This is a genomic window from Streptomyces sp. NPDC006335, assembly GCF_040612795.1.
Lineage (GTDB): Bacteria > Actinomycetota > Actinomycetes > Streptomycetales > Streptomycetaceae > Streptomyces.
Window position 1 is genome coordinate 92,240 of record NZ_JBEXQX010000015.1, and the last position, 12,569, is coordinate 104,808.

Consider the following 12,569-nt stretch of genomic DNA (forward strand, 5'->3'; position numbering starts at 1 on the left):
GTCCTGCGGTGTACCGGTTACGGCTTCGGCGTGGCGTGCGGGGTGCAGGTCACGTCGGCCTTGTCCAGCTTGCCGGTGAGCAGGTAGGCGTCCACCCGCGCGTTGATGCACGGGTTGACCAGACCGGTCACGCCGTGGGAGCCGGCGTTCTTCTCGGTGATCAGGCGGGAGCCCTTGAAGCGCTTGTGCAGTTCGACGCCGCCCTCGTACGGGGTGGCCGCGTCACGCTCGGACTGCACGATCAGCACGCCCGGAAGGCCCTTGCCGGTCTTGACGTTCACCGGGGTCTGCTGCTTGACCGGCCAGGTGGCGCAGGGCAGGTTCAGCCAGGCGTTGGCCCACGTCATGAACGGGTACTTCTTGTGGAGCGCGGTGTTGTCGCGGTCCCACTTCTTCCAGCTCGTGGGCCACTTGGCGTCGGTGCACTCGACGGCCGTGTAGACGGCGTTGCCGTTCTCCGAGGAGATGTTGCCCGCGGTGTCGCTGAGGTCCGGGGCGGCCGCGTCGACCAGCGCCTGGGTGTCACCGGCGACGTACTTGCTGAACACCGTCGCGACCGGCACCCACGAGGAGTCGTAGTACGGGGCGCTCTGGAAGAAGCCGATCAGCTCGGCCGGGCCGACGACCCCGCCGATGGGGTTCTTCTTGGCGGTGGCCCGCAGTTGGAGCCACTTCGCCTCGACCGCGGCCCGGGTGGTGCCGAGGTGGAAGGCGGCGTCGTTGGCGGCGACCCAGTCCTCCCAGTCCTTCCAGCGGCCCTCGAAGGCGATGTCCTGGTCGAGGTTGGCCTCGTACCAGATCTTCTCCCGCGACGGGTTCACCACGCTGTCGACGATCATGCGACGGACGTGGGAGGGGTACATCGTGCCGTAGACGGCGCCGATGTAGGTGCCGTAGGAGACGCCCAGGAAGTTGAGCTTCTTCTCGCCGAGCGCGGCGCGGATGACGTCCAGGTCGCGCACGGTGTTGGGCGTGGTCATCTGCTGGAGCATCGCCTTGCCGGTGCGCTCGGCGCAGCCGTCGGCGTACTCACGGGCCAGCTTGCGCTGGGCGCGCTTGTCGGCCTCGCTGTCCGGCACCGGGTCCATCTTGGGCGCCTTCACGAACTCCTGCGGGTCCATGCAGGAGATGGGCGCGGAGTGGCCGACGCCGCGCGGGTCGAAGCCCACGAAGTCGTACGCCTTGGCCGCGTTGGCCCAGATCGGGTTCTTGGTGGTGACACGGAGCGGGAAGCGCATGCCCGAACCGCCGGGCCCGCCCGGGTTGTAGACGAGGGCACCCTGGCGCTCCGTCTTGGTGCCGGTGTTGCCGATGCGGTCGACGGCGAGCTTGATCTGCTTGCCGTTCGGCTTGGCGTAGTCCAGCGGCACGCTGACCCAGCCGCACTGGACCGGCTTGGCGATCCCCCAGTCGGCGGGGCAGTCCGCCCAGTCGATGCCGGCCTTCGCGGCGCGGGCCGCGGCGATGGCGGCACCCACCGCCTCACGGTCCTGTGCGTGCCGGCCCGTCCGGTCGGACGTGTTGGCGCCGGACGCGGGTGCCGCGACGGCACCGGATATCAGTGTGGCCGTGATGAGCACCCCGGCCGAACCGAGCGCGGTCGTCCGCCACTTCGGTCTCGTCTCCCTCAAGAGGGATCCCTCCCCGTACGTCGTTTCGATTCGTACGGGGATCCTCCTGGCTATGGAGACTCTGTGAACAGGGGCACGGGCCCTTCTTTGCCAATCCGATAAACGGAAGAGCTCGTTCGCTGGGCGGACTAGGCACCCAGAGCCGTCAGCGCCTGCTCCAGTGCCCGGCGCAGTCGCAGGGCGTCCGGGGCGACGGCGCTCACGAGAGCGGCGGGTCCGGCGAGCGGCATGAGGGCGGCGCCCTCGTCGAGGACCTGTGCCGTCACCGGCCGGTCCGCGAACTCCGGGCGTACGACGAGAAGTTGGCCGACCGCCCGTCGGCCCCCGAGGACCGCCGGGCCGTCCCAGCCGCCGGGTGCACCCGGGCCGCAGACCAACTCCTGGTCGAGCACGAGCCGCCCCGCGACCCGCAGCACGAGCCGGCTGCTGAGCCGCCCGGGCTCCTCCCCGACCCGCCCGAGGACCTGCTCCTCCCGCAGCACGAGGCGGCCCGTCGCCGCGACGTCGATCCGTGTGGTGACGTACAGGTCGCTGCCGCCCACGGAGATCAACTGCTCGGGCAGCCAGTGCAGTTCGCCTCCGTCGGCGACGGTGAGCCGGACGTCGTAGCGGGCCTCGCCCTTGGCCTGACCCGGCAGGGCGATGGTGGCGGCCGCAGATCCCACCCGCAGGCGCGCGCCCTCCTGGACGTCGGCCGCCACGGTGAAGTGGTCGCCGCCGAGGGGTCCGCTCATCGCGCCGACGAGCATGACGCGTGTCTCCGTGCCGCTCCCCCGGGTCCTCCGCAGCGCCAGCGGTCCGTCGCTCTCCAGCACCGGCAGGGCCGTGCCGCCGCGCCCGTCCTCCCGCGCGACCAGCCGCGCGGTGGCCCGCACCCCGGCCGCGGCCGTGGTCACGCCGTCCACGCGGTGAGCTGCGCCCGGACCCAGGCGGCGACGTCCTTGACGCCCGCCTCGCCGCGGAGGGACTGGAAGACGACGGGGAGTTCGGCGCGCTGGGCCTTGGCGTCGGCGGCCATGCGGGCGAGGTCGGAGCCGACGTACGGGGCCAGGTCGGTCTTGTTGACGATGAGCAGGTCGGCGGTGGTGACGCCGGGGCCGCCCTTCCTCGGGATGTCGTCTCCCCCGGCCACGTCGATGACGAAGATCTGGGCGTCCACCAGGCCCTTGGAGAAGGTGGCGGTGAGGTTGTCGCCGCCGCTCTCCACGAGGATGAGGTCCAGGGGGCCGACCTCGTCCTCCAGGTCCTCGACGGCCTCCAGGTTGGCGGAGATGTCGTCCCTGATCGCGGTGTGCGGGCAGGCGCCGGTCTCCACCGCGGTGATCCGCTCGGGGGGCAGCACGGCTTCCCTGAGCAGGAACTCGGCGTCCTCGCGGGTGTAGATGTCGTTGGTGACGACGGCGAGGGACAGTTCGTCGCGCAGGGCGCGGCAGAGGGCGGCCACGGTGGCGGTCTTGCCGGAGCCGACGGGGCCGCCCAAGCCGATACGCAGGGCTCGGTGGGAGCCGTCCGCGCGGTGGGCGTCGGCGCTTACAGCGGCGGGGCCGTCGTGGTGGTGGTCCAAGTGCATGTGCGGCTCCTGGGGTTCGTTGTCGGGTGCGGGTGCGTGGGGGCTTGTCGCGCGGTTCCCCGCGCCCCCGGGTAGGTTGCCTGCCGGGAGCCCCTTATGAGGCGAACAGTCGTACTGGCCATGCCGCGTGCAGCTCCGCTCCGATCTCCAGCAACGGTGCGGACGCCGAGGGCAGCGCATCGACGCCCTCACCGGCAATGACCCGCCTCGCCGCCTCCACCGCACGGTCCGCCACGCGATCCAACTCCGGTGCCAGCCTCGCCAGTACGCCCGTCGCGTCGAAGGGGTCCAGGCTCAGCAACCGGACGATCGCCGACGCGGGTCCGCTCACGCTCTCGTACGCCGCGCAGTAGGCCGCGTCCAGGGGATCCAGGCCCGCCGATCGAGCCGCCAGCCCCAACACGACAGGCTGGTGGGCGCCCTTGGGGAACTCCCGTGCCAGCGCGTCGAGTTCGACCGAAGGCCAGGTCGCCCGGGCCGCCCGCATCAACTGTCGGCCCAGCTTGCGTGCTGCCGTCCGCAGCGCCGGAGAGGGGGTGCGGGCGTCCGCGGCCTGGTCCAACTGCCGTGGATCGACGCCGAGCACGGCCGCCGCGGCGAGCGCCGCCGACACCAGGCCCGCCGTGTGCAGCCGCCCTCGGCAGAAGGATTCCAGGCCCTCCGCGCCGGTGATCCGCCCCGCCTTCACCGCCGCCTCCGCCCCGCCGGAGTGCGCGTGCCCCCCGGCGGGAAAGCGGCCGTCGGCCAGGACGAGCAGTGCTGCCCGTGACATCACAACCCCGCCATCAGAAGAGGAAGTAACGCTGGGCCATGGGCAGTTCGGCCGCCGGGGTGGCCTCCACCAGCTCCCCGTCGATGTGCACGGCGAAGGAGTCGGGGTCCACCCGTACGTCGGGCCGGGCGTCGTTCTCGCGCATGTCGGCCTTGGTGACCTGGCGCGTCGACTCGATCGCCACGAACCGCTTGCCGAGCTGGAGCCGCTCCGGCAGCCCGTCCTCCAGGGCGAGGGGGGCCACGAAGTTGAAGGAGTTCGCGGCGGGGGCCCGCCCGATCGCCCCGTACATCGGCCGGGGGAGGATCGGCTGCGGGGTCGGGATGGACGCGTTCGCGTCGCCCATCTGCGCGTAGGCGATCTGCCCGCCCTTGATCACGAGGTGCGGCTTGACCCCGAAGAACGCGGGCTCCCACAGCACGAGGTCGGCCAGCTTGCCCGTCTCCACCGACCCCACTTCGCGCGCGAGGCCCTGAGCGACGGCAGGGTTGATCGTGTACTTGGCGACATAGCGCCGTACCCGATGGTTGTCCGCGCGGCCGTCGCCCGGCAGCGCTCCCCGGCGCCGCTTCATGACGTGCGCGGTCTGCCAGGTCCGCATGACGACCTCGCCGACGCGTCCCATGGCCTGGGAGTCGGAGGAGATGATCGAGATGGCGCCCAGGTCGTGCAGGATGTCCTCGGCGCCGATGGTCGACGGGCGGATGCGGGACTCGGCGAAGGCGAGGTCCTCCGGCACGGCCGCGTTGAGGTGGTGGCACACCATCAGCATGTCGAGGTGTTCCTCGGCGGTGTTGACGGTGAAGGGCCGGGTCGGGTTGGTCGAGCTCGGCAGCACGTTCGGCTGGGAGACCACGGTCATGATGTCCGGCGCGTGCCCGCCGCCCGCACCCTCGGTGTGGTAGGCGTGGATGCCCCGGCCGGCGATCGCGGCGAGCGTGTCGCCCACGAATCCGGCCTCGTTGAGGGTGTCCGTGTGGATGGCGACCTGGATGCCGGTCCGCTCGGCGACGGTCAGCGAGGCGTCGATGACGGCCGGGGTCGAGCCCCAGTCCTCGTGCAGCTTCAGCCCGAGCGCGCCGCCGCGGATCTGCGACAGCATCGCCTCGTGCGAGACGGTGTTGCCCTTGCCGAGGAAGCCGATGTTGAGCGGGTACTGCTCCATCGCCTCCAGCATCCGGGCGAGGTGCCAGGGGCCGGGGGTGACGGTGGTGGCCTTGGAACCCTCGGCGGGGCCGGTACCGCCGCCGACCAGGGTGGTGATCCCCGCGGACAGCGCCTCGTCGGCGATCTGCGGGCAGATGAAGTGGACGTGCGCGTCGATGGCACCGGCGGTCAGGATCCGGCCGTTGCCCGCGATGATCTCGGTCTCGGGGCCGATCACCAGGTCCGGGTGGACGCCGTCCATGGTGTCGGGGTTGCCCGCCTTGCCGATGCCGGTGATCCGGCCGTCGCGGATACCGACGTCGGCCTTGACGACACCCCAGTGGTCGACGACGACCACGCCCGTGATGACGGTGTCGGGGGTGCCTTCCGCGCGCGTGGCACGTGACTGGCCCATCGACTCGCGGATGACCTTGCCGCCGCCGAACACGGCCTCGTCACCGGCGAGTCCGGGACCGCCGGAACGATCCTCCTCGATCTCGATCAGCAGATCGGTGTCGGCGAGCCGGATCCGGTCACCGGTGGTGGGGCCGAACAGGTCGGCGTAGGCGGCACGGGAGATCTCAGGCATCGAGGGCACCTCCGGTCTCCCCGCGCAGTCCCGGCACCACGCGGGCGCCGGCGAGCGGGACGAGTTCCACCTCGACCGGGATGCCGGGCTCGAAGCGCACGGCGGTGCCGGCGGGGATGTTCAGGCGCCTGCCGCGGGCCGCCGGCCGGTCGAACTCCAGGCCGGGGTTGGTCTCGGCGAAGTGGTAGTGGGAACCGACCTGGACCGGCCGGTCGGCGGCGTTGAGGACGGTCAGCCGGGTGACCTCGCGGCCCTCGTTGTAGGCGATCGGCCCGTCGGCGAAGAGGATCTCTCCGGGAATCATCGGGCCCCCTCAGACGATCGGGTCGTGGACGGTGACGAGCTTGGTGCCGTCCGGGAAGGTGGCCTCGACCTGGACGTCGTGGATCATCTCGGGGATGCCTTCCATGACGTCGTCGCGGGACAGCAGCGTCCGCCCGGAGGCCATGAGTTCGGCGACGGTACGGCCGTCACGGGCGCCTTCGAGGATGTGTGACGTGATGAGGGCGACCGCCTCGGGGTGGTTGAGCCTGAGCCCGCGGGCCCGACGCTTCTCGGCCACGTCGGCCGCCACGTGGATGAGCAGCCTCTCTTGCTCGTGCGGGGTCAGTTGCACGTCCCACCTCACAGTCCTCGCTCCGGACCGTGCGGGGCCCGGTTGCCTCAGCCCCGGGGCAAAGTCCCTGGTGGCGTGGATCCGCAGGCTAGTTGGATCCGGTTTCAGGCACGTTAACCGAGCTGTGATCCATCAGCGCGTGTCGGCTTCCTCCCGCACGCTCATCAGCGCCCGCAGACCGTCCCCCAGGACCTCGGTGGGCGTCGGCCCGAACAGTGCCTGCTGCGCGATGAAGCCCATCGCGGCCGCCATCATCGTGCGGGCCACGTGCTCCGGGGACACGTCCGAGCGCATCGTCCCGGCCTCCTGGTACGCCCCGACGATCCGCGCCCAGGTCTCGCGCACGGCGCCGTAGCCCTCGAACAGGACGGCCGCCAGCTCGTCGTTGCGGAGCGTCTCGGTCCACACCTGGATCACCAGCCGCGGGAACGCCGGACGCCCGTCCACGGTCAAGGACTCCTTGGTGCCGAGGACGCGGCTGAGCACCGACGCCACCAGGACGTCCGGCGGCGGGGGCGGGCTGCTGCGGACCGCCTCCTCGAAGCCCGCGTGGACCTCGCCGAGCACCTCCCCGACGATCGCGCCGATGAGCTCCTCCTTGCCGCTGAAGTAGCGGTACACGGCTCCGGCCGAGAGGTCGACCTCCTTCAGGACGTCCTGCATGGACGTGGCGTGGAAGCCGTTGCGGGCGAAGCAGACCGCCGCGCCGTCGAGGATCTGCCGACGCCTGGCGTCGAGGTGTGCCTGGGATACGCGTGCCATGCCGCCCAAACTAAAACGAACATTCCTTCTTGACAAGGAGCGGCGAGGGCGAGACGGTGGTGGCGACCCTAAAACGAACGATCCTTCTTTTTGGCGGGGCCGCCCAGGCCCCGGAGAGGACCACCATGTCCACCCGTCGCATGCTCGCGGTCGTCGTCCTGGTGCCGCTGCTCGCCACCCTGGCCCTGTGGGCCTTCGCCTGGCCCGCCGCCCGCACCGCCCCGCGCGACCTGCCCCTCGGTGTGGCCGGGCCGACCACGGCGACCGCACAGGTGGAGAAACAGCTCCGGCAGCACGAGGGCGCCTTCGAGATCCACCACTACGCCGACGAGCGGGCCGCACGGGCGGCGATCGAGGACCGGACCGTATACGGCGCCGTCGTCGTCACCGCCCAGGGCCCCGAGCTGCTCACCGCGTCCGCCGCGAGCCCGGTCGTGGCCCAGCTCCTCCAGCAGGCCGTGACCCGGCAGGCCGCGGCGGGCGGCGCCGAGGTGCGGACCGTGGACGTCGTCCCGGCCCCGGCGTCCGACCCGAGGGGCGCGGCGCTGAGCACGTCCGTGCTGCCGCTGGCGCTGAGCGGCATCATCGCGGGCGCGATCGTGACTCTGCTCGGTCTGCGCGGATGGCGCGCCATGACCGCACTGGTCCTCAGCGCCGCCCTGGTGGGCGTCATCGCGGCTGCCCTGGCCCACAGCTGGCTCGGCGCGCTCACCGGGAACTGGTGGGCGGAGGCGGGGACGCTCGCCCTGGCGACACTGGCGGTGAGCGCGGCCGTCGCGGGACTCGCCTCCCTGATCGGCTTCGCGGGGATCGGCGTCATCGCGTTCCTGGTGATGTTCCTCGGCAACCCATTCTCCGGTGCCGCCTCGGCCCCGCAGTTGCTGCCGGAGCCGGTGGGCGCGATCGGCCAGTGGCTGCCGCCGGGGGCGAGCGCGACCCTGCTGCGCTCGGTGTCGTTCTTCGACGGCGCGGCGGCGACCGGACCTCTCCTGACGCTCGCCTGGTGGGCCGCGCTGGGCCTGGGTGCCGTGATGCTGGGGAGCGCGCTGAAGTCGCGGCCGAAGGGCACCGCGCCCGCCGCCGACGAGAGGGAGCTCGCCCCGGTCGGCTGACCGGACCCGCCACCCCGTGCCCCCGGCCGCGACGCCGGGGGCACACGCGTGTGCGCAAGGGACCTTCACGTAGGGCCGGTCCCGCGGTGACGCACGGGGCCTTACGAAGGACCGGCTCCGCGGTGACGCACGGGACCCTACGAAGGGCCGGCTCCGCGGTGATGCGCCGAGATACCGAACCGCTGCTGTTCGCGAGGAGCGGACGCGACCTCGCGCACGCTGGACACCGCGCTGATCACCGGCTCCTCGACGGGCTCCGAGGACTCCTCCAGCCGTTCGAGGTCGGCGGCCGAGACCAGGGCGACCAGCGGCTTTCCGTGCCGTGTGACGACGACGCGCTCGCCGCCGTACACCACCCGGTTGATCAGGTCGGCGAGTTCAGCCCTGGCTTGCGTCACCGGAATCTCGTAGGCCATACCCCCATCATAACGTCACGTACGTCCTGTACATTTTTGACAGACAGCCTGCCGCGAGGAGGGGTACGCCATGACCCGACCGACCGCCCGTCACGTCCTGCCCGAGTTCCATGAGCGCACGAGCGCCGGACAGAAGACGACGGATCCGTACTCGAAGCTGCTGGAGGGGCGGATCGTCTTCCTCGGGACGCGGATCGACGACACCGCCGCCAACGATCTGATGGCGCAGTTCATGTACCTCGAGCACCAGGCCCCGGACCGGGACATCTCGCTGTACATCAACTCCCCCGGCGGCTCGTTCAGCGCGATGTCGGCGATCTACGACACCATGCAGTACGTCAGTTGTGATGTGGAGACGACGTGTCTCGGCCAGGCCGGCTCCTCCGCGGCGGTGCTGCTGGCGGCGGGAGCCCCGGGCAAGCGGTCCGTGCTGCCGGGCGCCCGGGTGGTGATCCACCAGCCCGCGCTGACCGAGCCGGTGCGAGGGCAGGCCAGTGACCTGGCCATCCAGGCCGACGAGTTGATCCGGGTGCGGGCCCGCCTGGAGGAGATGCTGGTCCGGCACACCGGACGCAGCCCCGAGCAGGTCGGCGCGGACATCGAGCGGGACAAGATCCTGGACGCGCAGGGCGCCGTGGACTACGGCCTCGCGGACACGATCGTCCCGAACCGGAAGTCCTCCCGCATCGCACCGGACGTGAGGTGAGCCCTCGATGGTGCCGGACCTTCCACCGCTGCCCGCGCTCACGCGCGCCGAAAGCGAGCTGATCGACCGTTACCTCGACGTGGTCGACCTGCTGGGCCGGATCAACCCGGCCCGTCGCGAGGACACCTACGGCGGGCTGCGCGCGGCGCAGGCGCTGGTGAGCAGGGCGACCGAGCTGCGCGACGCGCTGGCGCTGATGCACGGCCGGGGCGAGCGCGAACTGCACGCCGCGACACTGGCGCGGGCCCTGCGGGTCCTGGACGGCGAACGGCGCACGGCTCGGGTCACCGTGCCGCCCGATCCCGGCAACTGACGCACCAGCAGTGAATCCGGACACCCCTCGGGCCTGACGGGGCGTCCGGAGCACGGCATAAACGGACCAAAAGGAGTACCGCCATTTGCAGGAGACGCGGATCCTTTTTCGGGGCGGTCGAGGTTGCGCAACGCGCCTGATTCAGGGAGGGAATGAGGAGTTTCTGTGCTGGTCGCGAGGGCTGCGGGTGCCTCGACGCCCCTGCGTTAGGTCAGGTGTCCACCCGAACGGGTGAGTGGTGAGTAACAACACAAACCCCCGGTTCCATTGGGTTTTTGGGACATCCGTGCGCCAAGATCCCTGTCTGACGACAAGCCCCCGCCGCAGCGGCGGGGCGATCCGGGCGGACGCCGAGTCCTGCCGCCGCCCGGATGACCGGTCGACAGGAGTGGATCGGCAGGAGTGGAGGACCCAAGCACGACGGGTCGCCGGAACGGTCACGCCATGACCGGGTCGAGCAGCCCTTGGGGTGAAGCCGCGTCAGCGGCCGGGCAACTTCGCCAGCCCGAATCCGACAGGTCATCCTTCACAGGCGGCTGACGAAGGGTTGCGCATGACTGCGCTCAATCGTGTCCCGTCGCTGATGGTCCGGGCCGGTACGGCCTCGGCCTTCGCCATCGCCGCCGTGGGCGGCTCCGTCGTGGTCCCGGGCGTCGCCGCAGACGCCGCCGCCGCGACGCCGGCGACGAAGGCGCTCAAGGTAGCGGCCTCCAAGAAGGGCTCGCCGTACAAGTACGGCGCCACCGGGCCCCGCCGCTTCGACTGCTCAGGGCTCACGCTGTACTCGTTCAAGAAGGCGGGCAAGAAGCTCCCGCGCACGGCGGCCCAGCAGTACAACAAGACCCGCCACATCGGCGCGGGCAGCCGCAAGGCCGGCGACCTGGTGTTCTTCCACTCGGGTTCGAACGTCTACCACGTCGGCATCTACGCCGGGAAGGGAAAGATCTGGCACGCCCCGAAGACCGGGGACGTGGTGCGGCTGCAGAAGATCTGGACGAAGAGCGTCTGGTACGGCCGGGTCAAGTGACGCCCCCGAGGGGACGGCGGCGACCTGACCTCCCGCCGTCCCCTCGGGCCCCCGGCGGCACGTGACACGGCCTCAGGCCCATTGGGCCGACCACCGCCCGCAGCGAGAGCATGCCGACCGCAACTCCGGCGAGCTGCTCAGGAACCGCTTCCCGCCCCTCGGCACCCGTCCAGCGCGCCAGGTACGTCACCACGCTGCTGTACACGGTGCTCTCGGCGGCCCTCTCCACCGCCGCCGGCCACCCTGCACCGCTCGCTCTCCCAACGCGGCGCGGTGAAGAACTCATCAGGCCCCGAACAACGGCTCGGCCAGGAGCAGCACCCCGAGAGCCGTCAACGCGCTTCCGGTGACCGCGCCGACGGCCCGCGCCGCCCGCGGCCGACGCAGCCACCGCCCCAGTCGGTCCACGAGCAGGGCCACCGCCGGGAACCACACCAGCGCGAGCACCACCACGATCAGCGCGAGCGACAGCGTCCGGGGCACCGCGGAGCTTCCCGCGGGCACGAACTGCGGCAGCAGACTGAGGAAGGTGATGGGCGCCTTGGGATTGAGCGCGTTGGTGACGAAGCCCTGGCGTAGCGGCCGTGCGCTCGCGTCGCCCTCGACGACGCTCTCCGTACGCGCCTCCCGCAGCTCCAGCAAGGTTCGCACGCCGAGGTACACCACATAAGCCCCGCCCAGCAGTTGAAGCGCCCGGAAGAGTGCGGGCACGGCCGTCAGCACCGCGGCGACCCCGGCCACCGCGAGAGCCGTGTGCAGCAGGAGCCCGCCCGCGACGCCGAGCGCGCAGGCGACCCCGGCCCGGCGGGACACCAGGGCGTTGCGTACCACGACGGTGAAGTCGGCGCCCGGCATGGCGACCATGCCGGCGGCGACCCCGGTGAAGGCGACGATCTGTCCGTCCATGCCGACCAGCCTGCCGCCCGAGAGCCTTCAGCAGGTATGTCGAATAACCTGGGTTTCCCTTAAGCACTTCTTTAGGCAGGCCCCGATATGTACGATCCGACCCGGCTCGCCGCGCTGGTCGCCGTCGCGGAGGCGGGCTCGATCACCCGGGCTGCCGAGCGCCTCGGCTACACCGCGCCCGCGCTCTCCCAGCAACTGGCCAAGTTGGAGCGGGAGGCCGGCGCAGCTCTTCTGGTACGGCATCACCGGGGCGCGCGGCTCACCGGCGCGGGCGAGTTGCTCGTGGCGCGGGCCCGACGGGTGCTGGACGAGTTGGACCGTGCCCGCCACGAACTCGCCCGCTTGACCGGCCTGTCGGGCGGCACGCTCAGGCTGGGCACTTTCCAGACGGCAGGCATCCAGTTGCTGCCGCCGGTGCTGAGCGCCTTCCGCCGGGCGTACCCGGACGTGGAGCTGTCGGTCGCCTTCTGCGAACCCCCGGCCGGGGTCACGGCGGTGGCGGCCGGCGAGGTCGACCTGGCGCTGACGCACACCTACGAGCCGGGCGAGCCTTCTTCCCTTCCGGCCACCCTGGGCGCGGAGCCGCTGCTGACCGAGGAGTTGGTCCTGGTGACCGCGCCCGGGCACGTCCTCTCCGACAGCTCGACGCGGCTGCCGCTGGCGGAACTGGCCGGTGAGCCACTGATCAGCATGGCGCCGGAGCATCCGGCCCGGCGTGAGGTGGAGGCGCTGTTGGCCCGGGTCGGGGCCACACCGTCGGTGTTGGTGGCTACCCCGGGATACGCCCTGGTGTGCGCGCTCGCCAGCGCGGGGCTCGGGGTCGGGGTGGTGCCGGAGATGGTGGCTCGGACGGCGGCCACTCCGGTGGGCACGCGGCTGCTGGAGGGCGGTGCGTTGCGCCGTACGATCTCGGTCGTTCATCGGGCCGGCGAGACGGCACCTGCCGCGGACGCCTTCCGGGCGCTGCTGCGGGGCGCGTTCGGCCGCGCGCGGCCGGTGTGAC

15 protein-coding genes and 1 riboswitch are annotated in these 12,569 nt (G+C 71.6%); of the genes, 5 read left to right on the top strand and 10 right to left on the bottom strand.

Annotated elements, in window-relative coordinates:
• Positions 1 to 17: 17 nt before the first annotated feature.
• The 8 genes from ABZ098_RS32925 to ABZ098_RS32960 all read right to left on the bottom strand — a co-directional run bounded on the left by ABZ098_RS32925 (position 18) and on the right by ABZ098_RS32960 (position 7,086).
• Positions 18 to 1,631, bottom strand: coding sequence for an alpha/beta hydrolase (locus ABZ098_RS32925; protein WP_356597390.1), 1,614 nt, complete (start codon positions 1,629 to 1,631; stop codon positions 18 to 20).
• Between the two features lie 128 nt (positions 1,632 to 1,759).
• Positions 1,760 to 2,536 (bottom strand): urease accessory protein UreD, encoded by a 777-nt coding sequence (locus tag ABZ098_RS32930; RefSeq protein WP_356597391.1) that lies wholly within the window; start codon positions 2,534 to 2,536, stop codon positions 1,760 to 1,762.
• Positions 2,524 to 3,201 (bottom strand): urease accessory protein UreG, encoded by a 678-nt coding sequence (gene ureG, locus ABZ098_RS32935; protein ID WP_356597392.1) that lies wholly within the window; start codon positions 3,199 to 3,201, stop codon positions 2,524 to 2,526. The genes ABZ098_RS32930 and ureG overlap by 13 nt, the downstream gene beginning before the upstream one ends.
• A 94-nt stretch (positions 3,202 to 3,295) precedes the next feature.
• Complete coding sequence (locus ABZ098_RS32940) at positions 3,296 to 3,973, bottom strand: urease accessory UreF family protein (RefSeq protein WP_356597393.1); 678 nt, start codon at positions 3,971 to 3,973, stop codon at positions 3,296 to 3,298.
• A gap of 13 nt (positions 3,974 to 3,986) precedes the next feature.
• The gene (locus tag ABZ098_RS32945; protein ID WP_356597394.1) at positions 3,987 to 5,708 is read right to left on the bottom strand and encodes an urease subunit alpha; all 1,722 of its coding nucleotides are present in this window, start codon (positions 5,706 to 5,708) and stop codon (positions 3,987 to 3,989) included.
• The gene (locus ABZ098_RS32950) at positions 5,701 to 6,012 is read right to left on the bottom strand and encodes an urease subunit beta (protein WP_356597395.1); all 312 of its coding nucleotides are present in this window, start codon (positions 6,010 to 6,012) and stop codon (positions 5,701 to 5,703) included. Before ABZ098_RS32950 ends, ABZ098_RS32945 begins: the two co-directional genes overlap by 8 nt.
• A 9-nt stretch (positions 6,013 to 6,021) precedes the next feature.
• Positions 6,022 to 6,324, bottom strand: coding sequence for an urease subunit gamma (locus ABZ098_RS32955; protein WP_037710300.1), 303 nt, complete (start codon positions 6,322 to 6,324; stop codon positions 6,022 to 6,024).
• Positions 6,325 to 6,456: 132 nt separating this feature from the next.
• The gene (locus tag ABZ098_RS32960) at positions 6,457 to 7,086 is read right to left on the bottom strand and encodes a TetR/AcrR family transcriptional regulator (RefSeq protein ID WP_356597396.1); all 630 of its coding nucleotides are present in this window, start codon (positions 7,084 to 7,086) and stop codon (positions 6,457 to 6,459) included.
• Positions 7,087 to 7,211: 125 nt separating this feature from the next.
• Between ABZ098_RS32960 and ABZ098_RS32965 the strand changes: the two genes are divergently transcribed.
• Complete coding sequence (locus ABZ098_RS32965; RefSeq protein ID WP_356597397.1) at positions 7,212 to 8,198, top strand: ABC transporter permease; 987 nt, start codon at positions 7,212 to 7,214, stop codon at positions 8,196 to 8,198.
• A 137-nt stretch (positions 8,199 to 8,335) separates the two neighbouring features.
• Here ABZ098_RS32965 and ABZ098_RS32970 read toward each other — a convergent pair whose 3' ends face one another.
• On the bottom strand, positions 8,336 to 8,614 hold the full coding sequence (locus ABZ098_RS32970; protein WP_356597398.1) for a type II toxin-antitoxin system Phd/YefM family antitoxin: 279 nt from the start codon (positions 8,612 to 8,614) through the stop codon (positions 8,336 to 8,338).
• 70 nt (positions 8,615 to 8,684) lie between these two features.
• Here ABZ098_RS32970 and ABZ098_RS32975 point away from each other — a divergent pair, with 70 nt between their 5' ends.
• The 3 genes from ABZ098_RS32975 to ABZ098_RS32985 all read left to right on the top strand — a co-directional run bounded on the left by ABZ098_RS32975 (position 8,685) and on the right by ABZ098_RS32985 (position 10,660).
• Positions 8,685 to 9,320 carry an ATP-dependent Clp protease proteolytic subunit gene (locus tag ABZ098_RS32975; protein WP_356597399.1) on the top strand — a complete coding sequence of 212 codons (636 nt, stop codon included), beginning with the start codon at positions 8,685 to 8,687 and terminating at the stop codon, positions 9,318 to 9,320.
• A gap of 7 nt (positions 9,321 to 9,327) precedes the next feature.
• Positions 9,328 to 9,633: a hypothetical protein gene (locus tag ABZ098_RS32980; protein WP_356597400.1), complete on the top strand. Its 306-nt coding sequence runs from the start codon at positions 9,328 to 9,330 to the stop codon at positions 9,631 to 9,633.
• Positions 9,634 to 9,971: 338 nt separating this feature from the next.
• Positions 9,972 to 10,183: riboswitch (cyclic di-AMP (ydaO/yuaA leader) on the top strand.
• Between the two features lie 3 nt (positions 10,184 to 10,186).
• The gene (locus tag ABZ098_RS32985) at positions 10,187 to 10,660 is read left to right on the top strand and encodes a C40 family peptidase (RefSeq protein ID WP_037710218.1); all 474 of its coding nucleotides are present in this window, start codon (positions 10,187 to 10,189) and stop codon (positions 10,658 to 10,660) included.
• Between the two features lie 285 nt (positions 10,661 to 10,945).
• On the opposite strand, the gene ABZ098_RS32990 is transcribed toward ABZ098_RS32985, so the two are convergent.
• Positions 10,946 to 11,566, bottom strand: coding sequence for a LysE family translocator (locus ABZ098_RS32990; protein ID WP_356597401.1), 621 nt, complete (start codon positions 11,564 to 11,566; stop codon positions 10,946 to 10,948).
• Between the two features lie 87 nt (positions 11,567 to 11,653).
• On the opposite strand from ABZ098_RS32990, the gene ABZ098_RS32995 reads away from it, so the two are divergent.
• Positions 11,654 to 12,568 (top strand): LysR family transcriptional regulator, encoded by a 915-nt coding sequence (locus ABZ098_RS32995; protein ID WP_356597402.1) that lies wholly within the window; start codon positions 11,654 to 11,656, stop codon positions 12,566 to 12,568.
• The last annotated feature ends 1 nt before the right edge of the window (position 12,569 follow it).